The 24866-nt window shown below is 66.6% G+C and carries 25 protein-coding genes; 17 read left to right on the plus strand and 8 right to left on the minus strand.

Annotation, left to right across the window (positions count from 1 at the left end; genetic code table 11):
• The first annotated feature begins 13 nt into the window (after positions 1–13).
• Together Q0Q02_RS13220 and Q0Q02_RS13225 are read left to right on the plus strand one after the other, a co-directional pair.
• Positions 14–1765 carry an iron ABC transporter permease gene (locus Q0Q02_RS13220; protein ID WP_293810096.1) on the plus strand — a complete coding sequence of 584 codons (1752 nt, stop codon included), beginning with the start codon at positions 14–16 and terminating at the stop codon, positions 1763–1765.
• A 57-nt stretch (positions 1766–1822) separates the two neighbouring features.
• Positions 1823–3121: a diguanylate cyclase gene (locus tag Q0Q02_RS13225; RefSeq protein WP_293810098.1), complete on the plus strand. Its 1299-nt coding sequence runs from the start codon at positions 1823–1825 to the stop codon at positions 3119–3121.
• A gap of 51 nt (positions 3122–3172) precedes the next feature.
• On the opposite strand, the gene Q0Q02_RS13230 is transcribed toward Q0Q02_RS13225, so the two are convergent.
• Entirely contained in the window at positions 3173–3970 is a 798-nt protein-coding gene (locus Q0Q02_RS13230; protein ID WP_293810100.1) for an SDR family oxidoreductase, read from the minus strand.
• Between Q0Q02_RS13230 and Q0Q02_RS13235 the strand changes: the two genes are divergently transcribed.
• Complete coding sequence (locus Q0Q02_RS13235; protein ID WP_293810101.1) at positions 3969–4607, plus strand: MarR family transcriptional regulator; 639 nt, start codon at positions 3969–3971, stop codon at positions 4605–4607. The genes Q0Q02_RS13230 and Q0Q02_RS13235 overlap by 2 nt on opposite strands.
• A 56-nt stretch (positions 4608–4663) precedes the next feature.
• Here the strand turns inward: Q0Q02_RS13235 and Q0Q02_RS13240 are convergent, their stop codons facing one another.
• Positions 4664–5593 (minus strand): LysR family transcriptional regulator, encoded by a 930-nt coding sequence (locus Q0Q02_RS13240; RefSeq protein WP_293810102.1) that lies wholly within the window; start codon positions 5591–5593, stop codon positions 4664–4666.
• A 122-nt stretch (positions 5594–5715) separates the two neighbouring features.
• On the opposite strand from Q0Q02_RS13240, the gene Q0Q02_RS13245 reads away from it, so the two are divergent.
• From Q0Q02_RS13245 to Q0Q02_RS13255, 3 genes are read left to right on the plus strand one after another with little or no spacing between them, the layout of a single operon-like run.
• On the plus strand, positions 5716–7212 hold the full coding sequence (locus tag Q0Q02_RS13245) for a CoA-acylating methylmalonate-semialdehyde dehydrogenase (protein WP_293810104.1): 1497 nt from the start codon (positions 5716–5718) through the stop codon (positions 7210–7212).
• Positions 7213–7234: 22 nt separating this feature from the next.
• Positions 7235–7786, plus strand: a complete 552-nt coding sequence (locus Q0Q02_RS13250) for a hypothetical protein (protein WP_293810106.1) — start codon at positions 7235–7237, stop codon at positions 7784–7786.
• Positions 7783–8937: an isobutyryl-CoA dehydrogenase gene (locus Q0Q02_RS13255; protein WP_293810108.1), complete on the plus strand. Its 1155-nt coding sequence runs from the start codon at positions 7783–7785 to the stop codon at positions 8935–8937. Before Q0Q02_RS13250 ends, Q0Q02_RS13255 begins: the two co-directional genes overlap by 4 nt.
• A gap of 2 nt (positions 8938–8939) precedes the next feature.
• Here the strand turns inward: Q0Q02_RS13255 and Q0Q02_RS13260 are convergent, their stop codons facing one another.
• Complete coding sequence (locus Q0Q02_RS13260) at positions 8940–9275, minus strand: HigA family addiction module antitoxin (protein ID WP_293810110.1); 336 nt, start codon at positions 9273–9275, stop codon at positions 8940–8942.
• The gene (locus Q0Q02_RS13265; protein WP_293810112.1) at positions 9250–9528 is read right to left on the minus strand and encodes a type II toxin-antitoxin system RelE/ParE family toxin; all 279 of its coding nucleotides are present in this window, start codon (positions 9526–9528) and stop codon (positions 9250–9252) included. Before Q0Q02_RS13265 ends, Q0Q02_RS13260 begins: the two co-directional genes overlap by 26 nt.
• 59 nt (positions 9529–9587) lie before the next feature.
• Between Q0Q02_RS13265 and mmsB the strand changes: the two genes are divergently transcribed.
• From mmsB to Q0Q02_RS13280, 3 genes are read left to right on the plus strand one after another with little or no spacing between them, the layout of a single operon-like run.
• Positions 9588–10475 (plus strand): 3-hydroxyisobutyrate dehydrogenase, encoded by an 888-nt coding sequence (gene mmsB / locus Q0Q02_RS13270; RefSeq protein WP_293810114.1) that lies wholly within the window; start codon positions 9588–9590, stop codon positions 10473–10475.
• A gap of 43 nt (positions 10476–10518) precedes the next feature.
• Positions 10519–11475: an NAD(+) diphosphatase gene (gene nudC / locus Q0Q02_RS13275; RefSeq protein WP_293810116.1), complete on the plus strand. Its 957-nt coding sequence runs from the start codon at positions 10519–10521 to the stop codon at positions 11473–11475.
• Positions 11476–11502: 27 nt separating this feature from the next.
• Positions 11503–11949: a PaaI family thioesterase gene (locus tag Q0Q02_RS13280; protein ID WP_293810118.1), complete on the plus strand. Its 447-nt coding sequence runs from the start codon at positions 11503–11505 to the stop codon at positions 11947–11949.
• A gap of 191 nt (positions 11950–12140) precedes the next feature.
• On the opposite strand, the gene Q0Q02_RS13285 is transcribed toward Q0Q02_RS13280, so the two are convergent.
• Both Q0Q02_RS13285 and Q0Q02_RS13290 read right to left on the minus strand, forming a co-directional pair.
• Complete coding sequence (locus tag Q0Q02_RS13285; RefSeq protein WP_293810120.1) at positions 12141–12995, minus strand: prephenate dehydratase; 855 nt, start codon at positions 12993–12995, stop codon at positions 12141–12143.
• A gap of 80 nt (positions 12996–13075) precedes the next feature.
• Entirely contained in the window at positions 13076–13810 is a 735-nt protein-coding gene (locus tag Q0Q02_RS13290) for a 3-deoxy-manno-octulosonate cytidylyltransferase (protein WP_293810122.1), read from the minus strand.
• A 180-nt stretch (positions 13811–13990) separates the two neighbouring features.
• On the opposite strand from Q0Q02_RS13290, the gene Q0Q02_RS13295 reads away from it, so the two are divergent.
• The 6 genes from Q0Q02_RS13295 to Q0Q02_RS13320 all read left to right on the plus strand — a co-directional run bounded on the left by Q0Q02_RS13295 (position 13991) and on the right by Q0Q02_RS13320 (position 21861).
• Positions 13991–14533: a cytochrome c family protein gene (locus tag Q0Q02_RS13295; protein ID WP_293810124.1), complete on the plus strand. Its 543-nt coding sequence runs from the start codon at positions 13991–13993 to the stop codon at positions 14531–14533.
• Positions 14534–14717: 184 nt separating this feature from the next.
• On the plus strand, positions 14718–16580 hold the full coding sequence (locus Q0Q02_RS13300) for an extracellular solute-binding protein (protein ID WP_293810139.1): 1863 nt from the start codon (positions 14718–14720) through the stop codon (positions 16578–16580).
• A 172-nt stretch (positions 16581–16752) separates the two neighbouring features.
• Positions 16753–17841: a microcin C ABC transporter permease YejB gene (locus tag Q0Q02_RS13305; protein ID WP_293810126.1), complete on the plus strand. Its 1089-nt coding sequence runs from the start codon at positions 16753–16755 to the stop codon at positions 17839–17841.
• A gap of 2 nt (positions 17842–17843) precedes the next feature.
• Complete coding sequence (locus tag Q0Q02_RS13310; protein WP_293810128.1) at positions 17844–19016, plus strand: ABC transporter permease; 1173 nt, start codon at positions 17844–17846, stop codon at positions 19014–19016.
• Complete coding sequence (locus tag Q0Q02_RS13315) at positions 19013–20641, plus strand: ABC transporter ATP-binding protein (RefSeq protein ID WP_293810130.1); 1629 nt, start codon at positions 19013–19015, stop codon at positions 20639–20641. Before Q0Q02_RS13310 ends, Q0Q02_RS13315 begins: the two co-directional genes overlap by 4 nt.
• Positions 20642–20643: 2 nt before the next feature.
• Positions 20644–21861 carry a phosphopentomutase gene (locus Q0Q02_RS13320; protein WP_293810131.1) on the plus strand — a complete coding sequence of 406 codons (1218 nt, stop codon included), beginning with the start codon at positions 20644–20646 and terminating at the stop codon, positions 21859–21861.
• A gap of 3 nt (positions 21862–21864) precedes the next feature.
• Here Q0Q02_RS13320 and Q0Q02_RS13325 read toward each other — a convergent pair whose 3' ends face one another.
• Together Q0Q02_RS13325 and Q0Q02_RS13330 are read right to left on the minus strand one after the other, a co-directional pair.
• Positions 21865–23322 carry a methyl-accepting chemotaxis protein gene (locus tag Q0Q02_RS13325; protein ID WP_293810133.1) on the minus strand — a complete coding sequence of 486 codons (1458 nt, stop codon included), beginning with the start codon at positions 23320–23322 and terminating at the stop codon, positions 21865–21867.
• Positions 23319–23693 (minus strand): hypothetical protein, encoded by a 375-nt coding sequence (locus Q0Q02_RS13330; RefSeq protein ID WP_293810135.1) that lies wholly within the window; start codon positions 23691–23693, stop codon positions 23319–23321. The genes Q0Q02_RS13325 and Q0Q02_RS13330 overlap by 4 nt, the downstream gene beginning before the upstream one ends.
• Before the next feature lie 277 nt (positions 23694–23970).
• Between Q0Q02_RS13330 and Q0Q02_RS13335 the strand changes: the two genes are divergently transcribed.
• Positions 23971–24198 (plus strand): hypothetical protein, encoded by a 228-nt coding sequence (locus Q0Q02_RS13335; RefSeq protein WP_293810137.1) that lies wholly within the window; start codon positions 23971–23973, stop codon positions 24196–24198.
• Positions 24199–24329: 131 nt separating this feature from the next.
• Positions 24330–24644 carry a hypothetical protein gene (locus tag Q0Q02_RS13340; protein WP_293810141.1) on the plus strand — a complete coding sequence of 105 codons (315 nt, stop codon included), beginning with the start codon at positions 24330–24332 and terminating at the stop codon, positions 24642–24644.
• Positions 24645–24866: the final 222 nt, after the last annotated feature.

The raw sequence follows: 24866 nt of genomic DNA on the forward strand, positions 1-24866 counted from the left end.
GACGGCCGGCGCCATGACGCTGGCCATCGCCCGAAACAGCCGGCGGGAGCCCGCGATCGCGGCCCCGCCGGCTCCGCGCTTCCGCCTGCCGGAAGGCTGGGGCCTGCCGGCGCTCGTCGTCGCGGTCGCGCTGCTGCTCGGCGGCCTGCCCTTCTTCCGGCTGGCGCTGGCTGCATTTGCATCAGGCTGGCAGTTCGCGCCGGGCGAGGCCTTCGCCGAGATGGCGAGCCGCGCGGCGGTGACCGCGACCTGGCACACGCTGGAGACGGCCTCGTTCTCGGCGCTCGGTGCGCTCCTTGTCGGCGGCATCGCTGCGCTGGCGCTCGGCGTCACCGATATCAGCGGCAAGCGTCCCCTCGCCTTCGCCTTCGTGTTCTCGATGATGATCGCGCCGCAGGTGGCGGCGCTCGCTTTCCTCAGCCTGCTCGCGCCGAACTCGCAGTTCCTCTCGCTGATCGGCCTCGCGCCGCCGCCGGGGACGCCGAACCCGCTGCTCGGACGCGGCGGTATCATCCTCGTCATGGCGCTGCACCATGCGCCGCTCGTCGCGATCACGCTGTGGACCGGCTTGCGCAGCATCCCGCAATCGCTGGTCGAGGCGGCGCAGATGGAAGGCGCCGCGCCCGCAACCATCACCGCGCGGATCGTCATCCCGGTGCTGCGGCCACAGATCATCGCCGCAGGGCTCATCGCCTTCGTCGCGGGCGTCGGCAATTTCGGCATTCCCGCCCTGCTCGGCCTGCCCGTGAACTACCTGACGCTGCCGACGCTGATCTACCGCCGACTGTCGAGCTTCGGCCCGTCGAGCCTCGGCGAGACCGCGGCGCTCGCCGTACTGGTCGGCGCCGTCGCCGCGCTCGGCATCATCGCGGCCGCGTTCGCCGCCCGCAACCAGCGCGGCAAGGTCGAGATCGAGCGCCCGCTCGAGCCGTATTGGCTGCTCGGCTCGGCACATCCGCTGGTCGCGGCCGGTCTCTGGCTGCTGCTCACCCTGAAGCTCGGCCTGCCGCTGCTCGCCCTGCTCAGCGAAGCGTTGACGCCGGCGCTAGGCGTCACTCTCTCCTGGCAGACGCTGACCTTCGACAAGTTCACGGAAGTCCTGTTCCGGCAGGCCGTGACCATGCGGGCCTTCCGCAATTCGCTCCTCTTCGCCGGGAGCGCCGCACTGATCCTCGCCGCCCTCGCGATCGTCTTCGCCTATGCGCTGGAACGACGGCTCGGCAAGTTTCGGCGCGCCGTCGAATTGATGATCGAACTGCCCTATGCCCTGCCCGGCATCGTGCTCGCCATCGCCTGCATCCTGATCTTCCTGAAGCCATTACCATTGCTCGGTGTCAGCATTTACGGCACGCCCTTCATCATCCTTTTCGCCTACCTCGCCCGCTTCCTGCCGCTGGCGCTGAAGGCGCCGGTCGCGGCGATGGCCCAGATCGAGGCGCATCACGAGGATGCGGCGAAGCTCGATGGCGCCAATCTCGTGCAGATGCTGCGCTTCATCGTCGCGCCGATCCTGGCGCCGGCTGCCGCCGTCTCGGCGCTGATGGTCTTCCTCGTCGCCTTCAACGAGCTGACGGTATCGGCCCTGCTCTGGTCCTCGGGCACCGAGACGCTCGGCGTCGTGCTGTTCAGCCTGAAGGAAGCCGGGCTTGCCGGCGAGGCCGCAGCGGTGGCGGTCAGCGCCTGCGCCGTCATCCTCGCGGTCATGCTGGTGCTCGACCTGATCGGCCGCAACCGGCAGCACAACATCCTGCCCTGGCGGATTTGACGGGTCTGCCGGGCAGACGTGACGGAAAATTAAACTTGCGGGCGCCCTAGATGGAGCATGGGTGCCCATCAGACATTACAGGCCAGGCCGGAGACCGTTCCAGACGACCGGCAGATTCTTGTCATCGAGGATTCGCGAACCTTCTCGCTGGCGCTGCGGCAGATGCTCCATGCGGAGACCGGACTGCCCGTCACAACCTGCGCTTCATTGAAAGAGGTCAGCGACCTCATCGTCGCGGCCCCCGGCGCCTATGCGATCGCGGTCGTCGACCTCAACCTGCCGGACGCGCCGCGCGGCGAAGCACTCGACTGGACCGTGACGCACGGCATCCCTTCGGTGGTCTTCACCGCGACCTTCGATCTCGCCACACGCGGCCGGATCATGGAGCGGGAGGTCATCGACTATGTCCTGAAGGACAACGAGTTCGCCCTTCCCAATATCGTCGGCACGGTCAGGCGGGCGCTGAACAACCGCAATACCCGCATCCTCGTCGTCGACGACACCCGCACCACCCGCAAGGTGCTCGCGCGGATGCTGTCGATCCAGCAATATGCCGTGGTCGAGGCCGGGTCGGGGCAGGAAGCGCTGACGATCCTGGAGAGCAATCCCGACATCCAGCTCGTCGTCAGCGACTATTACATGCCCGACATGGACGGGTTCGAGCTGGCCCGGCGCATCCGCCGGCATCACCCGGCAGTGCGCGTTCTCGGCATCTCCTCCTCGACCGACCGGCAGACCTCAGCGGGCTTCCTCAAAGCCGGCGCGCATGATTTCGTCTCACGCCCCTTCGTGCTGGAGGAGCTGCAATGCCGCATCGCCTCCAATGTCGAGGTGCTCGACCAGCTCCGCCAGTTGCAGGACCTCGCGGCGCGCGACTTCCTCACCGGCCTGTTCAACCGCCGGCATTTCTTCGCGCGCGGCCGGCAGCTCGTTTGCGAGGCCCGGAAGATGGGCCTGCCGATCTCGGTCGCCATTCTCGACATCGATCATTTCAAGCGGCTCAACGACCGCCACGGCCACGACGGCGGCGACAGGGCTCTGGCGGCCGTCGCGCGGACACTCGGCAACATGGCCGAGCGCGGCTTCAACCTGCTGGCCCGCGTCGGTGGCGAGGAATTCGCCATCATCTTCCCCGGCGCCGATCTCGCCGAGGCCGCGAGCCTGTGCAGCGACATCCGGGCGGCCATCGCCGGCACGCCCTTCGTCATCAACGGCGAAACCCTGCCGCTCACCGTCTCGATCGGCGTCGCCGCGCTCGCGCCCGATGCCCTGCTCGAAACCGGCCTCGGCCAGGCGGACGAAGCGCTCTACGTCGCCAAGCAGGATGGGCGCGACAGGGTTCGCACTGCCGCCTGAGGCGCGGCAAACCGCCTCTCGACGAAGCGGCTTGCCTGGCGGTCACTCGTCTCAGACAGCGTAGCGCGGCGCCGGCTCGCGGGTCTGCGATGCCGCGATGATGGCGGCACGGGCTTGCTCGAAGCCGATCCAGAGCCCTTCATCCGCGACCGACGGCCAGGTGATGGTTTCGCCTCGGTCGAGCCCGGCCAGCGCAGCGTCGACGAGTTCGCCTACGACCATGACCTTCTCGGGATCGAAGCTTTCCAGCGGCACACCTGCAAGCTCCCAGATGTCGGTCGCCGTCGCGGGGGGATGCACGCTCTGGACCTTCACCCCCGTCCCCTCGACCTCCGCCTGCAGGCCACGCGAGAACGCCAGAACGAACGCCTTGGTCGCGCTGTAAACCGCACTATGCGGCAACGTGTGGAGGCTGAGGATCGACGCGATGTTGATGATCGTGCCGCGGTTGCGGGCGACGAGGCCCGGCAAGACCGCATGGGTCAGCCGTGTCAGCGCCGTGACGTTCAGCGCGATCTGCGCGATCGAATCGGCGGCTGGAGCCTTTGCGATCGGCGCGAAGCGGGCGATGCCGGCATTGTTGACGAACAGCTCGATATCACCCCGCGCGGCGAGATCCTTTTCGACGCGTGCGAGATCGGACTCGTTCGCGAGATCGGCGACCAGAATCGCGACCTTGCGGCCATGGGCTGAGACGATGCGGTCGGCGACCTCCTGAAGCCGATCGCGCCGGCGCGCGATCAGCAGCAGATCATAGCCGCGGGCCGCGAGGCGATCGGCATAGACAGCGCCGATGCCGGCGGAAGCGCCGGTGATGACGGCGAGCTTGCGGTGGGAAAGCGTGCTCATGATGAAAACCTTATTGATTGAGCGCTCAACTTTTTTGTTGAGCGCTCAATCAAATGGGATGTGGCATCCCTCTTTCAATAGTGCGGGGCTCAACTATTTTAGAGGCATGGATCAGATTCCAACCAGCGAGGCGGATGACGGCGTTGCTCCCGGCGTCGTTCCGGAAGCCGCCCTCGCGCTCGCCTGCACCAATACCGCCCTGCGCCGTGCGACACGGCGCCTCGGCCAGCTCTACGACGATGCCATCTCGCCGCTCGGGCTCAAGGCGACCCAATTCGGACTGCTCGTCGCCATCAACGGGCTTAGTCGAGAGGATAAGGGGCCGACGCTCAACGAGCTCGCGACGCACCAGCTTGTCCAGATCTCGGCGCTGACCCATGCATTGCGCCCGCTGGTTCGAGACGGTCTCGTCACACTTCACCCCGATCGGGAAGACCGACGCAGCAAGCGGGCAACCCTCACCCCTGCCGGCCGAAGCCTCATGCAGCAGGCCATCTCACGCTGGGCCGATGCCAACGGCCGGATCGAAACGACGCTCGGCCCGGCGGTTGCCGGAAACCTGCGGGCGCTTGCCGATCTGATATCGTCCGAGCGCTTCCTTGCCGCCTATCACGGTGGGCTGCCGTTGAAGCCCTAGGGCGACCGCCATCGAAGCGGCCTGCCAGTCGGCTCAGGCGCCGCCTTCCTCCGTGCTTATTCGGCGGCGGCGCGGTGCTCCACCCTCGCCTCGCCCATCAGCAGGGCGCGCGAAACCTTCACCTCGCGGACGACGAAATCGACGATGGCGCGCACCCGCGCCACGTCCTTCAGGTCGGCATGGACCAGCAGCCAGAAGGAGCGCGTGATCGAGACCGTCTCGGGCAGGACGGGCACGAGCCGCTTCTCCCCCTCCGCCATGAAGTGATGGATCACGCCGATGCCGGCGCCAGCGACGACGGCGTTCATCTGGGCGATGACGCTCGAACTCTGGACATGGGCGCGCAGGCCCTTGGCGACCTCGTCGAGATAGTCGAGCTCGGGTGAGAAGATCAGGTCGTCGATATAGCCGATGATGCGGTGCTCGAAGAGATCCTCCGGCTTGGTCACCGGCGGCATCGCAGCCAGGTATTCCGGCGAGGCGTAAAGCCCGAGGCGGTAGTCGGAGAGCTTGCGGGCGACGACCTTGCCTTCCTTGGGCGGCGCCAGCGTGATCGCGACATCGGCCTCGCGCTTCGAGAGCGAGAGCAGACGCGGCATGGCGATGAGCTGGATCTCCAGGCCCGGATAGGATTTCGCGAACAGCGCCAGACGCGGCGCCAGGAACGAGGTGCCGAACCCGTCCGGCGCGCCGATCCTGACCGTGCCGGAGAGCGCCATGTCGGCGCCGCCGATATCGCTCTGGATGGCCAGCGCCTCGGTCTCCATGCTCTCGGCCTTGGCGAGCAGGCGCTCGCCATGGGCGGTCAACGTGTAGCCTTGAGGGCGGCGCTCGAAGAGCTTGGCCTTCAGCGCTTCCTCCAGCGAGGTGATGCGGCGCGAGACAGTGGCATGATCGGCGCCGAGCCGGCGCGCGGCGGCGGTGAGCCTGCCTGAGCGTGCAACGGCCAGAAAGAAGCGGAGGTCGTCCCAGTCGAAGCGCTCCAAGGCTCTCTCCCGTATTTGTGTTTTCGCACGACCGGCGTTTCACACTCGCTATAGCCGTGCGTAAACGAGAATGGTAGGGAGATGACAAGATCAACACACCATCAGTTCGTAGGGAGGGCGCGATGCGTCAGGTTGGGCATTTCATCGGCGGCAAGCATGTCGCGGGCACTTCGGGCCGGACGGCCGACATCTACCAGCCGATGGACGGCACCATCATCGGCAAGGTCGCCCTCGCCTCAGCGGCCGAACTCGACGCCGCCGTGCGGAACGCCGCCGAGGCGCAGCCGAAATGGGCCGCTGTCAATCCGCAGCGCCGCGCCCGCGTGCTGATGAAGTTTCTCGACCTGATCGCGCAGAACAATGACGAACTCGCCGAGCTGCTCGCCCGCGAGCATGGCAAGACCATTCCCGACGCCAAGGGCGACATCCAGCGCGGCGTCGAGGTGATCGAATATTCGCTCGGCGTTCCCGGCCTGATGAAGGGTGAGTACACCGACGGCGCCGGCCCCGGCATCGACATCTACTCGATGCGCCAGCCGCTCGGCGTCGTCGCCGGCATCACGCCGTTCAACTTCCCGGCGATGATCCCGCTCTGGAAGCTCGGCCCCGCGATTGCCTGCGGCAATGCGTTCATCCTGAAGCCCTCCGAGCGCGACCCCGGCGTGCCGATGCGCTTCGCCGAGCTCTTCATCGAGGCGGGCGGCCCTCCCGGCATCCTCAACGTCGTCAACGGCGACAAGGAATCTGTCGACGCCATCCTCGACAATCCCGAGATCAAGGCGGTCGGCTTCGTCGGCTCGACCCCGATCGCGGAATACATCTACAGCCGTGGCTGCGCGAACGGTAAGCGCGTGCAGTGCTTCGGCGGCGCCAAGAACCACATGGTCATCATGCCCGACGCCGACATGGACCAGACGGTCGATGCGCTGATCGGCGCCGGCTTCGGCTCCGCCGGCGAGCGCTGCATGGCGATCTCGGTCGCCGTCCCCGTCGGCAAGGGCACCGCCGACGAACTGGTGAAGCGCCTGATCCCGCGCGTCGAGAGCCTGAAGATCGGTCCTTCGACCGACGTCAACGCCGATTACGGCCCGGTCGTGACCAAGGCGGCGATGGAGAAGATCAAGTCCTATGTCGACATCGGCGTCCAGGAAGGCGCCAAGCTCCTGGTCGACGGCCGCGACTTCAAGATGCAGGGCTACGAGAACGGCTTCTATGTCGGCGGCTGCCTGTTCGACAACGTCACCAAGGACATGCGCATCTACAAGGAGGAGATCTTCGGACCGGTGCTCTCGGTGCTGCGTGCCGACACCTATGAAGAGGCGCTGAAGCTGACCAACGACCACGAATACGGCAACGGCACCGCGATCTTCACCCGCGACGGCGATGCGGCGCGCGACTTCGCCTCGAAGGTCCAGGTCGGCATGGTCGGCATCAACCTGCCGATCCCGGTTCCGCTGGCCTATTACACCTTCGGCGGCTGGAAGCGCTCCTCCTTCGGCGACCTCAACCAGCACGGCCCGGACTCGATCCGCTTCTACACCAAGACCAAGACGGTGACGGCGCGCTGGCCGAGCGGTATCAAGGACGGTGCGAGCTTCGTCATCCCGACGATGAACTGAGACGCCACCGACGGAGGAGGCCATGGAGCGATCGCTGCGGATCATCGCATCGTCGCTCGTCCTCCTCTGCGGCATCTTGCCGGCCCTCGCTGACGACCCCGCGCCGGACGCTTCTTCCACGACCGAAGAAGCGCTCTGCGACGCGGCAGCCGGCGGCCTCCTTCGCCTGGACGATGCCCAGCTCCTCCGCTGCCGCCGGCTCTGGCAGCAGCGGGTCGCTGCGGCCAGGACCCGAAGCCAGGGTTATCTCGAACGGATGAGGGAAGAGGATCGGCTGCGACGGGAATTGCAGGCCAGCCTGCCGCCGCCACCGCCTCCGCCCGTCACCGTCGAGACCTTCCTCGGCGGCGATCTCGCCTATGGCGACGTGGTCGTGACCGACAAGGGGCCGCGCGTCTTCGTCGGCAAGGCCGGGGTGCCCGCGCGATCGGAGGATTTCGTCACCCTCGACTCCGGTCGGTCACCGCATCGCGGCAACGCCAAACCATATGACGGGGCCCATCCGCAGCCGCCACGGCCCCAGGCTGCAAAGCCGCGGACAACCGCCCTCAAGCCCCAGGAGCGCAAGCCTTGAGCCCGTTTTCCCTGACCGAGGACCAGATCGCCATCCGCGACATGGCGCAGGACTTCGCAGCCGAGACGCTCGCGCCCCATGCCGCGCGCTGGGACGAGGAGAAGCATTTCCCGGTCGAGGAGATGCGCGCAGCGGCGGCGCTCGGCATGGGCGGCATCTATATCCGGGACGATGTCGGCGGCTCCGGCCTGACGCGGCTCGATGCGGCCCTGATCTTCGAGGCGCTCTCGACCGGCTGCCCGACGGTCGCGGCCTATATCTCGATCCACAACATGTGCGCCTGGATGATCGACCGCTACGGCTCGGACGAACAGCGCCAGCGCTTCCTGCCGAAGCTCTGCACGATGGAGCATCTGGCGAGCTACTGCCTGACCGAACCCGGCGCCGGCTCCGACGCCGCCGCGCTGAAGACCAAGGCGGTGCTCGACGGCGATCATTATGTCCTCGACGGACAGAAGCAGTTCATCTCCGGCGCCGGGGTCTCCGACATCTATGTCGTGATGGCGCGCACCGGCGAGGCCGGCCCGTCCGGCATCTCGACCATCGTCGTCGAGAAGGACACGCCCGGCCTCTCCTTCGGCGCGAACGAGAAGAAGATGGGCTGGAACGCCCAGCCGACGCGGGCCGTGATCTTCGAGAACTGCCGCGTGCCGGTGGCGAACCGCCTCGGCCCCGAGGGCATCGGCTTCAAGATCGCCATGGCCGGGCTCGATGGCGGGCGGCTCAATATCGGAGCCTGCTCGCTCGGCGGAGCGCAGGGGGCGCTCGATCGTTCCCTCGCCTATGCCAAGGAACGCAAGGCCTTTGGCAGTGCCATCGCCGATTTCCAGGCCCTGCAGTTCAAGCTCGCCGACATGGCGACCGAGCTGGAGGCGGCCCGCAGCCTGCTCTGGCGCGCGGCGGCGGCGCTCGACGCCAAGACGCCGGACGCGACCAAGCTCTGCGCCATGGCCAAGCGCATCGCCACCGATACCGGCTTCGAAGTCGCCAACCACGCCCTGCAGATCCATGGCGGCTACGGCTATCTCGCCGATTACGGCATCGAGAAGATCGTCCGCGATCTCCGCGTCCACCAGATCCTGGAAGGGACCAACGAGGTGATGCGGATGATCGTCGCGCGTGGGCTGGTGGGGCGCTCGAAGGGGAATTGAGCCTATGCGGCGAGAGGCCTCACCCGGCTCTCGATCTCGCGGCCGGATGCCAGCCGGGCGATGCGCAAATCGTAATCGCTCTGCAGGGCCATCCACATCTCCGGCGAGGTCGCGAAGAACTGCGCAAGGCGCAGCGCCGTGTCGGCCGTGATCGCCCGATCGCCCTTGACGACCCCGGCGATGCGGCTGACGGGCACATCGATATCGCGCGCCAGGCGGTTCTGGGTGATGCCGAGCGGCTTCATGAATTCTTCCAGCAGGATTTCGCCGGGCGGAATCGAGGTAAACACCTGCTCGCCGAGGCCCTGCGGATCAGTGATAGTCGACGATTTCGACATCATGCGCCTCCCCATCCCTACAGATGAAACAGATCCGCCATTGCTCGTTGACGCGGATCGAATGTTGCCCGGCCCGGTCGCCGCGCAAAGCTTCCAGCCGGTTGCCGGGCGGAATGCGCAGATCGTCCAGCCGGGCAGCAGCGTGAAGCAGCAGAAGCTTGCGGCGGATGATACGTTCGATCGCGGCGAAGCGCCGGACCGGCCTGTCGTTGAAGAGCAGCTCGGCATCGCGCTGCGCGAAGGATCGGATCATCGATCGCCAAGGTATTCCGCTAAGAGTATTCCGTCAAGAAGAATGGAAGGAAGTGCAACATGACCAACATCGCCTTCATCGGCCTCGGCAATATGGGCGGCCCGATGGCCGGGAACCTCGTCAAGGCCGGGCATAGCGTCAAAGCCTTCGATCTCGTGCAGGCGTCGAAGGATGCCGCCGCAGAGATGGGCGTCGGCATCGCCGGCTCGGCGAGGGAGGCCGTTGCCGATGCGGAGGTCGTCGTCACGATGCTGCCCGCCGGCAAGCATGTACTCGCCGTCTGGGCCGACATCCTGCCGGCGGTGAAGCCCGGCACGCTCTTGATCGATTCCTCGACCATCGATGTCGAGAGCGCCCGCAAGGCTCATGCCCTGGCGGCCGAGCGCGGCTGCCTTTCGCTCGATGCCCCGGTCTCGGGCGGCACCGGCGGCGCCAAAGGCGCGACGCTGACCTTCATGGTCGGCGGCACGGAGGACGCCTTCGGCAAGGGCGAGCCGATCCTCGCCAAGATGGGCCGCAAGATCGTGCATTGCGGCGGCGCCGGCAACGGCCAGGCGGCCAAGATCTGCAACAACATGATCCTGGGCATTTCGATGATCGGCGTCTCCGAGGCCTTCGTGCTCGGCGAGAAGCTCGGCCTGTCGCACCAGGCGCTGTTCGACGTCGCCTCGACCTCGTCGGGCCAGTGCTGGTCGCTGACGACCTATTGCCCGGTGCCAGGGCCGGTGCCGACCTCGCCCGCCAATAACGAGTACAAGCCGGGCTTCGCCTCGGCGCTGATGCTGAAGGACCTCAAGCTGGCGCAGGAAGCGGCGCAGGCGGCGGGCGCCGCGACCCCGCTCGGCGCGGCCGCCGCGCAGCTCTTCGGCCTGCACAATGCCTGGGGCGAAGGCGGTACGGATTTCTCCGGCATCATCCATCTTCTGCGCGGACGCGGGGAGGCGTGAGACGCGCTTGCGCGGCATGGCGTCGCGGGTCTAGACCCGAAGCATGAACGACGCCCTGCCTCGCCGCGAACGCTCCTCCCTCACCGGCTTCGCGATCAACCGGCTCGACCGGCGCGAAGACCTGCGCAACAAGCCCGATGCGGTGACGGCCCTACGCCACCGCTCGGATACGCGGATCGCGGTCGTCGCCGGCGAGACGCCGATCCTGAAGCGGCTAGACGGCGAGGCGCTGACGGTCTGGTTCAGCCATGGCGAGACCGAAATGCTCGGCCCGGCCGCCGAGGAAATCTTTATGGGGCTGGCCGAGGACGGGACGCCCCGCTTCGGGCGCCTGCTCGACAAGGCCCTGGCCGAATCGCTGAAGGAACGCTCCGAACTGTTCGTCACCGATCTGCGCTCGGTCGCGCTGAAGCGCATCGTGCCGGAGGGCGAGGTCGGGCCGCTCGGCGAGGCGAAGGCCGTGCTCGACTGGCATGCCCGCCACCGCTTCTGCGCCCAGTGCGGCGGGCCGACCGTCGCCGGCGCCTCGGGCTGGCGGCGCGAATGCACCGCCTGCGGCGCGATGCATTTCCCGCGCACCGACCCTGTCGTGATCATGCTGGTGACGCGCGGCGACGCCTGCCTGCTGGCGCGCCAGGCCCGGTTCGCGCCGGGCATGTATTCCTGCATCGCCGGCTTCGTCGAGCCGGGCGAGACGATCGAGGACGCGGTCAGGCGCGAGAGCTGGGAAGAGGCGGGCTTGAGGGTCGGCGCTGTCCGCTACCTCGCCTCGCAGCCCTGGCCCTTCCCCTCATCGATCATGATGGGCTGCATCGCCGAAGCGCTCGGCGACGAGATCACGCTCGACATGACCGAGCTCGAAGAAGGCCGCTGGTTCCCGCGCGAGGAAGTGCTGCAGATGCTGGAAGGCAAGCATCCCGACGGCCTCGCCTGCCCGCAGCATATCGCCATCGCCAACACGCTGGTGCGGACATGGGCGCTCGAAGGCGAGCGCATCTAGCCCGATCCCTCCTTTGGAGAGCCGGACATGACCTCCGAGCAGCGTGCTATCGAGGAGCGCATCCGGTCCAGCTTCGTCAAACAGGGGCTGATGGCGACGCTGGGGGCCAGCCTCGGTTCCGTCGCACCGGGCTTCGTCGAGATCGTCCTGGTACCGTGCCCGGCCGTATCGCAGCAGCACGGCTTCGTCCATGCGGGCGCGGTCAGCGCCATCGCCGATTCCGCTGCGGGCTATGCAGGCTTGAGCCTGATGCCGCCCGGCCGCGGCGTGCTGACGACGGAATTCAAGATCAACCTCGTCGCACCCGCCGCGGGCGAGCGCATCGTCGCGCGCGGCGAGGTCGTGAAGAGCGGCCGGACGCTGACGCTGGCACAGGCCAAGGTGTTTGCCGAAGCAGGCGGGCAGGAGAAGCTCATCGCCCTGCTAACCGCGACGCTCATGACCATCGAAGGACGTGAAGGCGTCAGCGACTGAGGCGGACTGCCCTTTTTTTTTACGCCACCGCGGAATCGCACCGTCATCCCGGACAAGCTGCGCAGCAGCGCCGATCCGGGATCCATCATGGGGCTCTGCGCACTACGATGGATCCCGGGGCAAGCCCGGGATGACGGTGTGTTCCCGAGAGAAGATCCTGCCTGGCGAAGCCAAGTACGCCCCACAGGCCCTTACTCGCCCGCTTCCTCGATCGTTTCGCGGAAGTCGTTGGCGGGATAGACGCCCATGATCTTCATCTCCTTCGAGAAATAGGAGAGCTCGTCGAGCGCGCGCCTGAGCGCCGGATCATCGGGATGGCCCTCGACATCGGCATAGAACATCGTCGCCGAGAAATGGCCGTCGACCATGTAGCTTTCCAGCTTGGTCATGTTGACGCCGTTGGTGGCGAAGCCACCCATCGCCTTGTAGAGCGCGGCCGGGATGTTGCGGACGCGGAACATCAGCGTCGTCACGGTCTTGCCGAGGCCCTGGCGAGCATATTCCGGGTATTTCGAGAGCACGACAAAGCGGGTGGTGTTGTGCTTCTCGTCCTCGATATCCTCCATCAGGATATTGAGGCCGTAGACCTCGGCCGCGATGCGCGGGGCGATGGCCGCGCGCGTCGGATCGCCGGCCTCGGCCACCTGGCGGGCAGAGCCGGCCGTGTCGGCCGCGACCTCTGTCTTCAGGCCGAGCTTGCGGATCATCTTGCGGCACTGGCCGAGCGCATGGATATGGCTCTGCACGGTCTTGACCGTCGCCAGCGTCGCGCCGGGAACGCCCATCAAATGGAAGCGGATCGGCAGGAAATGCTCGCCGATGATGTGCAGCCCCGAACGCGGCAAGAGGTAATGAATATCGGCGACACGGCCGGCGATCGAGTTGTCGATCGGGATCATGCCGTAGCGGGCCGTGCCGTCGCTGACGGCCGAGAGCGCATCCTCGAAGGTGGCGCAGGGCAGAAGCTCGCAGTCCGGAAACACCTGAAGGGCCGCCTGCGAGGAGAAGGCTCCGGGCTCACCCTGATAAGACACGACGAAGGACATGGGACGACTTCAGGCTCCTCAGCTTCTTGTTGTCCGCCCTCCCGGAAGCGGGCCGCGATGCAGCCCCCGCCGGAACGGCTTTAGCGGGACGTCAGGATCGCGCGGGCGCGGTCGAGATCGGGCGGCGTGTCGACGCCGCGCGGCACATGGTCGATGACCATGACGTCGATCCGCATGCCAGCCTCCAGCGCGCGCAGCTGCTCCAGCTTCTCGCGCAGTTCCAGCGGCGATTGCGGCAGGCTGACGAAGCGATCGAGCGCGGCGCGGCGATAGGCATAGAGACCGACATGGTGATAGAGCGGCCCGTCGCCATGCGGCGCCGTGGCGCGCGTGAAATAAAGCGCGCGCATGTGGCCGGGCGCGATCTCGCTGCCGACGAGCTTCACGACGCTCGGCGCCGTCTTCTCCTCTTCGTCATCGATCACACCTGCCAGCGTCGCGATATCCACAGCCGGATCGGCGAGCGGCTTCACAGCGGCGGCAATGGCTGATGGAGCCAGGGTCGGGAAATCGCCCTGTACATTGACGATGATATCGTAATGCCGCTCGGGATCGAGGATGTCGGCCGCTTCCTTGATCCGGTCCGAGCCGGTCTGGTGGCTGGCGCTGGTCATCACCGCCTTGCCGCCGGCCGCCTCGATCGCGGCGGCGATTTCCGGCGCATCGGTCGCCACGGCGACGTCTCCGGCCCCGGATGCGACCGCACGGCGCCAGACATGGACGATCATCGGCTCGCCATGGATGTCGGCGAGCGGCTTGCCGGGCAGGCGCGTGGCCTGCATGCGGGCCGGGATCAGGATCAGCGGATGGGCCATTTTTGGAGCGTGCTCGGCTTGGGCGGCAAAAAGTCTCAAACGGTGCGTGCTTATACGAGTTGCAATGAAGCGCGCAAAGCGGTTAAGCAACGGCAGAAGCTGGAGCCTTTCGAGACTCCGGCCAAGCGCTATCTCGTCTCCCGCGCCTAGGGCCGCGGAGGGCACCAGGGTTCGGATACGATGAACATCGAAGCCAACAAGATCGCCGGCGCGGTTCTCTCCACGCTGCTCGTGGTGATGGGCCTCAACATGACGGCCGGCATCGTCTTCGCGCCGAAGAAGCCGGTCGTGACGGGCTTCGACCTGCCGAGCGAGGAACCGACCCATGGTGGCGGCGCCGCCGCAGCTGCCGTAGCCGAGGAGCCTATCGCAGTGCGCCTCGCCAAGGCCGACATCGCCAAGGGCGAGAAGGCCACTGCCGCCTGCAAGGCCTGCCACACCTTCGAGAAGGGCGGCGCCAACAAGGTCGGCCCGCACCTCTTCGGCGTCTATGGCCGCAACGAGGGTTCGATCGATGGCTTCGGCTATTCGGCGGCAATGAAGGGCCGCAACGACAAGACCTGGGACGCCGACGCGCTCGACCATTTCCTGAAGAACCCGAAGGCCTATGTCGCCGGCACGATCATGGCTTTCGCCGGCATCGCCAAGCCCGAGACCCGCGCCGACGTCGTCGCCTATCTGAATTCGCTCTCGGATTCGCCGCAGCCGCTGCCGAAGCCCTGATCTTCGGCAACCTGCGACCATCCGCTACGACAAGCCGGGCTTTCGCCCGGCTTTTTGTTTTGCGGCGCCTTGCCCCCGCCTTCGGCTTGCCCGCACAATCGACCTCCCGCCAGCCATTGCCGTAACCCTCCGCGCAGGCGACACAGGACAACGGCGAATCAGACGGAGACGCGAAACGATGGCGATGCGCATCACACGCCGCAGATTGCTGGAAGCTGCGGGAGCCGCGACCGTCGCGGGCGCCCTGCCTCAGCTTCCTCAGGCGGCGCTGGCGCAGGAAGCCGAATCGCATGGGCTCTCGACCTTCGGCGAGCTCGCCCTGCCGCCTGACTTCCCGCATTTCGCCTATGTGAACCCCAAGGCGCCGAAGGGTGGCAGCCTGACGATGCAAATCAAAAGCCGTCAGGGAAACCAGAATTTCGGCACGTTCAACACGCTCAACATCTACGTGCTGCAAGGCGACGGCGCAGCCGGGATGGATGCCTGCTTCGACAGCCTGATGACCGGCTCGGGCGACGAGCCCGGCTCGCTCTACGGCCTGCTGGCGAAGAGCGTCGCAGTTTCCGCCGACAAGCTGACCTATCGCTTCCGCCTGCGGCCGGAAGCACGCTTCCATGACGGTACGCGTGTAACGGCGCGCGACGTCGCCTTCTCGATGAACATCCTGAAGGCGAAGGGACATCCGCTCTATCGCCTGCTCTTGAGCGAGCTCGTCTCGTCGGAAGCGGAAAGCGACGACATCGTCGTCGTGAAGCTCTCGCCGAAGCGCAGCCGCGATCTGCACCTCATCGTCGCCGGCCTGCCGGTCTTCTCGGAAACCTATTGGTCGACCCGGGACTTCACGGCGTCGACGCTGGAGCCCCCGCTCGGCTCTGGCGCCTATAAGGTCGGGCGCTTCGAACAGGGGCGCTTCATCGAATTCGAGCGCGTTCCGGACTATTGGGCGAAGGATCTGCCGGTCAATGTCGGCACCAATAATTTCGACCGGATACGCTGGCTCTATTTCCGTGACCGCGACGTAGCCTTCGAGTCCTTCAAGAGCGGTGAAATCACCTTCCAGCAGGAATACACCTCCCGCATCTGGGCCACCGGCTACGACTTCCCTGCCACGCGCGACGGCAAGGTCAAGCGCGAGACGCTGCCTGTCACGGCGCCGTCGGCCGTGCAGGGATGGCTCCTGAATTGCCGACGCAGCAAGTTCGCCGATCCTCGCATCCGCGAGGCCATCGGCCTGGTCTTCGATTTCGAGTGGACCAACAAGAATATCATGTACGGCCTCTATGCCCGGGCGACCTCCTATTTCGAGAACTCGGATTTCAAGGCCGCGGGCGTTCCTTCGCCGGAGGAGTTGAAGCTGCTCGAACCATTCCGCGGCAAGGTTCCGGACGAGGTTTTCGGCGCCCCCTGGCTGCCACCCGTCTCGGACGGCTCCGGTAGCGACAGAGCTCTGCTGCGCCGGGCCGACGAGATGCTGCGCGAAGCCGGTTGCAAACGTGAGGGCGGAACGCTCAGGCTTCCTGACGGAACGCCGCTGGAGATTGAATTCCTCGACGACGGCGCGGCCCTGCAGCCTCATACCCAGCCGTTTCAGCAGAATCTCGGGCGCCTCGGCATCAAAGCTGGCTCCCGGCTCGTGGACTCGGCGCAATACCAGCGACGGCTGCGCGAATTCGATTTCGACATCATCGTCCTGAACCGCGGCGGAAGCCTGATTCCCGGCGATAGCCTGCGGAGCCTTTATGGCAGTGCCTCGGCCGACGTCCCCGGTTCGGATAATCTCTGCGGCATCCGCGATCCCGCCATCGACGCGATCCTCGCAGTTATCGCGCAGGCCAAGAGCTACGCCGAGGTGGTCGTCGCCACCAAATGTCTCGACCGGCTGCTGCGCGCCGGCCGCTACTGGATCCCGATGTGGTGGAACCCGAACGAACTCCTCGCCTATTGGGACATGTACGACCGGCCGGCGACCAAGCCGAAATACTCCTCCGGCGCGCCGGCGATCTGGTGGTACGACGCCGAGAAGGCCAAGCGGATCGGAAAGGCGTGATGGTGCAGAACCTCGACGTCATTCCGGGGCTTCGCGGAGCGAAGAGCCCGGAACCCAGAACCGATGCCGCCTGCCGTCTGGGCTCGGGCAGGTTCCGCTTCTCGATCAAGGGTATCGGTTCTGGGTTCCGGGCTCAGGCCTGCGGCCTGCCCCGGAATGACGGCGGAGCCTCATGCTGAGCTATATCGCCCGGCGCCTTGCGCTGATGGTGCCGACGCTGTTCGGCATCCTGCTCGTCTCCTTCGTCATCGTGCAGTTCGCGCCGGGCGGGCCGGTCGAGCGCGTGATCTCGCAGCTCCAGAACCCGAACAGCGGCGGCGCGGCCGACCGTGTCGGCGGCGGCCAGGCCGGCGACGCCGGGGCACATGGCGAGGCTAGCGCCTACCGTGGCGCCCAAGGTCTCGACCCCGCCTTCATCAAGGAGCTGGAGAAGCAGTTCGGCTTCGACAAACCGGCGCATGAGCGCTTCCTGAAGATGCTCGGCGACTATGCCCGTTTCGATTTCGGCCGCTCCTATTTCCGCGACGCGCCGGTGCTGCAATTGATCAAGGAGAAGCTGCCCGTCTCGATCACGCTCGGGCTGTGGATGACGCTGATCTCGTACGCGATCTCGATCCCGCTCGGCATCCGCAAGGCGATGAAGGAAGGCTCGCGCTTCGACACCTGGACGAGCGCCGTCGTCATCGTCGGCTATGCCATCCCGAGCTTCCTGTTCGCGATCCTGCTGATCGTGCTCTTCGCCGGCGGCTCGTTCTGGCAGATCTTCCCGCTCAGGGGCCTGACCTCCGACAACTGGGCGGAGCTCAGCCTCATCGGCAAGGCCAAGGACTATCTCTGGCACATCGCGCTGCCGGTGCTGGCCATGGCGCTCGGCGCCTTCGCCACCTCGACGCTGCTGACCAAGAACTCCTTCCTCGACGAAATCCGCAAGCAATATGTCCTGACCGCGCGGATGAAGGGCCTCAGCGAGCGGCGCGTGCTCTACGGCCATGTCTTCCGCAACGCCATGTTGATCGTCATCGCCGGCTTCCCCGGCGCCTTCGTGCATGCGCTCTTCGCGGGCTCGCTCTTGATCGAGACGATCTTCTCGCTCGACGGGCTCGGGCTCCTCTCCTTCGAGGCGATCGTCAACCGCGACTATCCCGTCGTCTTCGCCAATCTCTACATCTTCTCGCTGATCGGCCTCGTCGTGCATCTCATCACCGACCTGACCTATAGCTGGGTCGATCCGCGCATCGATTTCGAGAGCCGGGAGGCGTGAGCATGGACACGCTGATCGACGCTCCCCCGCCTGCCCTGCGCAGCGATATTCCGCTGGCGCCGGCCGAGGCCAAGCAGGGCTGGCTCAAGCTCTCGCCGATCAACCGGCGCCGGCTCAACAACTTCAAGGCCAACAAGCGCGGCTGGTGGTCGCTCTGGCTCTTCCTCGCGCTGTTCGTGCTCTCGCTCTTCGCCGAGTTCATCGCCAACGACCGGCCGCTCGTCGTGCGCTACAAGGACGAGTGGCTGTTCCCGGTCGCGGTGAACTACCCGGAAGAGAAGTTCGGCGGCTTCCTCGCCACGACCGATTACCGCGACCCGGTCATCGCCAAGGAGATCGCGGCCAACGGCTTCGCGATCTGGCCACCGATCCGCTACTCCTATCGCACGCATAATCTCGACCTGCCGGTGCCGGCCCCTGCCCCGCCGACCTGGCTGCTCAAGGACGAGCGGTGCAAGGCGATCGCGGAGCGCACGGGCGGATCGACCTGCCGCGACCTCGAATGGAACTGGCTCGGCACCGACGACCAGGGCCGCGACGTCGTCGCGCGATTGATCTACGGCTTCCGCATCTCCGTGCTGTTCGGGCTGATCCTCTGCGCCTTCTCCTCGGTGGTCGGCATCGCCGCCGGCGCCATCCAGGGCTATTTCGGCGGCTGGACCGACCTGATCTTCCAGCGCCTGATCGAGATCTGGACCTCGATCCCCGCGCTCTACCTGCTGATCATCGTCGCCGCGATCATCACGCCCGGCTTCTTCGTGCTGCTCGGCATCCTCCTGCTGTTCTCCTGGGTCGCGCTGGTCGGGGTCGTGCGCGCCGAGTTCCTGCGGGCGCGCAATTTCGAGTATGTCCGGGCGGCGCGCGCGCTCGGCCTTCCCAACCGCACCATCATGATCCGGCACCTCTTGCCAAACGCGATGGTCGCGACCCTGACCTTCCTGCCCTTCATCCTGAACGGCTCGATCACCACGCTGACCTCGCTCGACTTCCTCGGCTTCGGCCTGCCGCCGGGCTCGCCGTCGCTCGGCGAATTGCTGGCGCAGGGCAAGTCGAACCTCCAGGCGCCCTGGCTCGGCCTCTCCGGCTTCATCGTGATCGCGCTGATGCTGTCGCTGCTGATCTTCATCGGCGAGGCCGTGCGCGACGCCTTCGACCCGCGGAAGACCTTCGCATGACCGCGCCGCTGCTTTCCGTCGAAGACCTCTCCGTCGCCTTCCGCCAGGGTGGGCGCGAGACGCTCGCCGTCGACCGCGTCTCCTTCTCGATCGCCAAGGGGGAGACGCTGGCGCTGGTCGGCGAGTCCGGCTCGGGCAAGTCGGTCTCGGCTTTGTCGATCCTCAAGCTCCTGAACTATCCGGCCGCGCATCACCCTTCCGGCAAGATCCTGTTCAACGGGCAGGACCTGATCGCGGCCGACGAGGACGCGATGCGCAAGGTGCGCGGCAACGACATCACCATGGTGTTCCAGGAGCCGATGACCTCGCTCAACCCGCTGCACACGATCGAGCGGCAGATCGGCGAGATCCTCGAACTGCACAAGGGCCTGCGCGGCGAGAAGGCACGCGCCCGCACGCTGGAACTGCTCGACCTCGTCGGCATCCGCGACGCGAAAAGCCGGCTCGACGCCTATCCGCACCAGCTCTCCGGCGGGCAGCGCCAGCGCGTGATGATCGCGATGGCGCTCGCCAATGAGCCCGAACTCCTGGTCGCCGACGAGCCGACCACGGCGCTCGACGTCACGGTGCAGGCGCAGATCCTGAAGCTGCTCAAGGAGCTGCAGGAAAAGCTCGGCATGGCGATGCTGTTCATCACGCATGACCTCGGGATCGTCCGGCGCATCGCAGACCGGGTCTGCGTGATGCTGAAGGGCAAGGTCGTCGAGCACGGCCCCGTCGCCGAGATCTTCGGCAATCCGCAGCACGACTACACCAAGCGCCTGCTCGCGGCGGAGCCGAAGGGGCGCCCCTCCCCCGTGCCGAGCGACGCCGCGACGCTGCTGGAGGCCGGGCCGGTCAAGGTCTGGTTCCCGATCAAGTCCGGCCTCATGCGCCGCGTCAGCGGCCATGTGAAGGCCGTCGACGGCATCTCGGTCAAGGTGCGCGAAGGCGAGACGCTCGGCGTCGTCGGCGAATCCGGCTCGGGCAAGACCACGCTCGGCCTCGCCATCCTCAGGCTGATCGCGTCGGAAGGGCCGATCGTCTTCCTCGGCGACCGGATCGATGGCTTGTCCAGCAAGCAGGTCCGGCCGAAGCGCAAGGATCTGCAGGTCGTCTTCCAGGACCCCTACGGCTCGCTCTCGCCGCGCATGTCGGTCGCCGAGATCGTGGCCGAAGGGCTCGCCATCCAGCAGCCTGGACTGACCTATCAGCAGCGCCGCGAGATCGTGGCGCAGGCGCTCGCCGATGTCGGCCTGGATCCGGCCGCGATGGACCGTTACCCGCATGAGTTCTCCGGCGGCCAGCGCCAGCGCATCGCCATCGCGCGGGCGATGGCGCTCGATCCGAAATTCGTGGTGCTGGACGAACCGACCTCGGCGCTCGACATGTCCGTGCAAGCGCAGATCGTCGAATTGCTGCGCGGCCTCCAAACCAAGCGTAAGCTCGGCTATCTCTTCATCAGCCATGACCTCAAGGTGGTCAGGGCGCTGTCGCATCGGGTGGTGGTGATGCAGAACGGCAAGGTGGTCGAGGAAGGCCCGGCCGAGGCGATCTTCGCCCAGCCGCGCGAGGCCTATACGCAGGCCCTGCTGGCTGCCGCGTTGAACCTCGACACGGCCGACACCGCTGCGGTGAGGGACTGAGCATGGCGCGCGCGCTCCTGATCGTGCTGGATTCGGTCGGCTGCGGCGGCGCGGCCGATGCCGCCGCCTATGGCGATGCGGGCTCCGACACGCTCGGCCATATCGCCGAGGCCTGCGCGGATGGGCGTGGCGATCGCGAAGGCCTGCGCCGCGGGCCGCTCAAATTGCCAAACCTCGTGCGCCTCGGCCTCGCCCATGCATGCGAAACCTCGACCGGCCAGCCGCTGGCCGGCGTCGTGAAGCCGGTCAAGTCCGAGGGGCGCTGGGGTTACGGCGTCGAGATCAGCCAGGGCAAGGACACGCCGTCCGGGCATTGGGAGATCGCCGGCTGCCCGGTGCCGTTCCAGTGGGGCTATTTCACCGATCTCGAGAACTCCTTCCCGCCGGAGCTGGTCGCGGGCATCGTCAAGGAAGGCGCCCTGCCCGGCATCCTCGGCAACAGGCATGCCTCGGGCACCGTCATCATCGAGGAGCTCGGGGCGGAGCATATCCGGACGGGCAAGCCGATCTGCTACACCTCGGTCGATTCCGTGCTGCAGATCGCGGCGCATGAAGAGCATTTCGGGCTCGATCGGCTCTATGCGCTCTGCAAGGTCGTACGCGGCCTCGTCGATCCCTTGCGGATCGGCCGCGTGATCGCGCGGCCCTTCGTCGGGTCGCCGGAGGAAGGCTTCACCCGCACCGGCAACCGCAAGGATTTCGCCATCCCGCCGCCGGACGAGACGATCCTCGACCGGCTGACGGCACAGGGGCGCACGGTCGTCACCGTCGGCAAGATCGGCGACATCTTCGCGCACCGCGCCACCGGCACCGAGATCAAGCCCTTCGGCAACGCGGCGATGCTCGATGCGGCGCTGGAGGCCTGGGACGGCCTGCCGGATGGCGGGTTCTGCTTCGTCAATCTCGTCGATTTCGACACCGAGTTCGGCCACCGGCGCGACATCCCCGGCTATGCAGCGGCGCTTGAAGCCTTCGATCGCCATCTGCCGCATATCGAAGCCGCGCTGAGGCCGGGTGACATCGCCGTGATCACCGCCGACCACGGCAACGATCCGAGCTGGCCCGGCACCGACCACACACGCGAACACGTCCCGATTCTCGCCTTCGGCCCCGGCATCGAGCCTAAGCCACTTGGACGCCGCAGCAGCTTCTCCGACATCGCGGCGAGCCTCGGCGCCTTCCTCGGCATCGGGCCTGTCGGCCCCGGCCACCCCTGGTAGGGTTCAGACCGTAGCGACACGCCCACAGAAGCTCGCCACATCCTGGCGGATTTCCTGCGCCTGCTGGGCGAGCGCGCTCGCAGCGCTCTGCAGTTGCTGAGCAGCCCCGTGGGTCTGGCGGGTCATGATCTCGAAGCCACCGGCAACGTCGGCGCTGCGTTGCGCGCCCTCGAAGGAGAGCCGGACCTGATGGGCGATCTCGGCCGTGGCACGGCTTTGCTCGTCGACCGAGAGCGCGATCGCGTCGGCGACGCTCTCGACCTCGCCGATCGCCTCGACGATGTCGCGGATTGCTTTGAGCGAGCGCTGCGAGGCCTGCTGCATCGTACCGATCTGCTGCGAGACCTCGTCTGTGGCCTTGGCGGTCTGGGCCGAGAGCGTCTTCACTTCGCTGGCGACAACGGCGAAGCCCCGGCCCATCTCGCCGGCGCGGGCCGCCTCGATCGTGGCATTGAGCGCGAGCATGCTGGTCTGGGCGGCGATGCCGCGGATGATCTCGACGACGGCGCCGACATTCTCGCTGCTCTGGGCGAGATGCTCGATCTCAGCGCTGGCGCGCCGCGCGAGTTCCGCAGCCACCTTCGAACCATCGGCCGATTGGCTGGCATTGCGGCCGATCTCGCCGATGGAGGCGACGAGTTCGATGCTGGCGGCCGAAAGATGGTCGATGCTGTCCATGGTGCCGGCGGCGGAATCGGAGACCATCGCGGTCTGGCGCTGGACATGGTCGGAGGTTTCCGTCAGCGTCCCCGCCTCCGTCTTCATCGCCGCGGCGGAATCATCGAGCACGGCCATCGCCTGCTCCATCTGGGTGCGGAACCCGGCTACGACATCGCGCAGCATCTCGGCACGCCGTCCGAGCTCCTCGGCAAGGCTGCGTTCCTTCTCACCCGCGAGGCGCTCGCGCTCGGCCGCTTCCTGCGCCCGTACCAGGTTCTGCTCGTTCACCGCGAACATGCGCTCCAAAACCACGGCGAAGACCGCGAGGAACGCCGTCTCGATGATGACGATCACCGCATGGAGCAGTACGCGCAGCAGGTTGCCACCCTGGTAGAAGACTGCGGCCGGCAAAACGTATTGCAGCACGAGATGGTGCGCGGCCGTCAGCGCGGCACCCACCAGGATCGGCCGCCAGTCGCAGAAGCCGGCCAGCAGCGCCAGTACCGCGAAATAATACATATGGATGTCCGGCTGCCAGGGATGGCCGGCAAAGCTGAACACCAGGATCGAGACCTGCCCGATCAGCATGGCCGCAATGACGAGCCGCGTCACGATCGCCGGGCCGGCCAGGCGATAGCTCATCATGGCCACGAGGACGACCAGCGCCGCCATCGCGACCGGGCCTGCGCCGGACGCACCATTGGCCCAAAAGGCCAGGGCCAACAGCGGCACATGCAGCAATCCGAGCGCGAGCAGGGCCTGCGTCACCCGACTGCGTACCGCTGACAGGGCCCAGATCATGGCGAGGCTTCCGTGCCGCCGGGATTATCAAGGCATCCGGCAAGGCCCGCGAGGACAAGAGAGAACCACGCGCCCTTCGGGAGCGCGGGGGCCTGCCCGTTCAATGTCGGCGCCACGACGACGATCGCGGACAGGCGGCCGCTGCGCAGGACACGATGGCCGGCGGCGAAGCTTCGTGCGATCGCTTCGGCCCCATCCGTCCAGGGCGGGAAGACGATGGCGACCGGCGCGGTGCCGTCAACCGCACGCGGCAGGCTCGCGAGCGCCCCGAAGCTGACCAGCAGACACATCACCCCGACGACGAAGCCGCCGACGGGCGACAGCCGTTCGACGCGAGCCGCATCCAATTCCGCTGGAGATGTCGAAAGCATGGGCGGGAAATGTCTCGAAGCGACGGCGACGTACCAGCGAAGCAAACCCGCCAGCGTAAAATTTTACTTAACCCGTTCGCCCGCGCTGAACGGCGATTGCTTGGCCGAGCAAACGTTTACTTTTTATCATGAGGGAGATTTACAACTTATAGATGCGCGTATCTTTTGAGGAACGGCCATACTGCCTGTCCTGCCCCTTCTGCCGAAGCCAGCGCGCGACGACCGTCATCGAATTCGCCTTCGTCGCCCGGTCCTCCTGCCGCTCCCCGTCGGCATCATGGGCTATGCCTTCGGCATCTATCACAGCATCCAGCAGATCGCCGCGGAGGCGGCCCGCTCGTCCGTCTCGGGCCTCAACGACAGCGAACGTCCCAAGATGGCCCACGATTTCGTCACCGCCGATGCCGGCTCCTATGCCTTCATCGCCCCGGCAAAGATCAGAGTCCGCACCGGCCAGACCAGCCACTGCTGGAGAGTTTCGAGGTCGCGGTCGCCTATGACATGAGCGGCTCGGCCTACGACAGCCTCAGCCGGCCGGCCTCGCTTCCACAACCGATGATTGAGCGCCGGGCCGTCGCCTGGCGCGGCGGATACTGAACACGTTTTTTGAAGATCTCATGCCAGCGGGGGACGTCCATGCTCAGCTTCAAGAGCTTCGCAGGGAACCAGAAGGGTGGCACCGCGACCCTCTTCGCGATCTCTGCGACGATGCCGATCGACTCCCGCGCCGTTGCCGTCCAGGATGCCCAGACCTCGTTCGCCGGCGGTTCGCGCCTGCTCAAGCTGGATGGCGGCCTGCTCAACAGCCTGCTCGGCGGCGCCACCGCCAGTGCGGCGACGCCGCTCGACCAGATCCTCAACGGCGTGCTGGGCACGCTCGGCATCGGGCTCGGCCAGGCCGATAGCTGGGTCAGCGGCGTGCGCTGCGGCGGGGCTTGGCCGGTGCGGTGAGCGCGGCCGGGGATCAATGCCGGGGAGCCCGCCGTCATGCTCGCCCTTGTGGCGAGCATCCACGTCTTGAACGCGACCTTCGACCAGCGAAGACATGGATGGCCGGGACAAGCCCGACCATGACGATGGAGCATCAGCCCGAAAGGTGGAACGCGGCTTTCGGGCTGACCTAGGCTCAGGACCTATTAAATAGGTTGCGTGGTTGGGCGCTGATTGATTCCA

Origin of the sequence: uncultured Allobosea sp. (assembly GCF_945956895.1) — a bacterium.
Classification (GTDB): domain Bacteria; phylum Pseudomonadota; class Alphaproteobacteria; order Rhizobiales; family Beijerinckiaceae; genus Allobosea.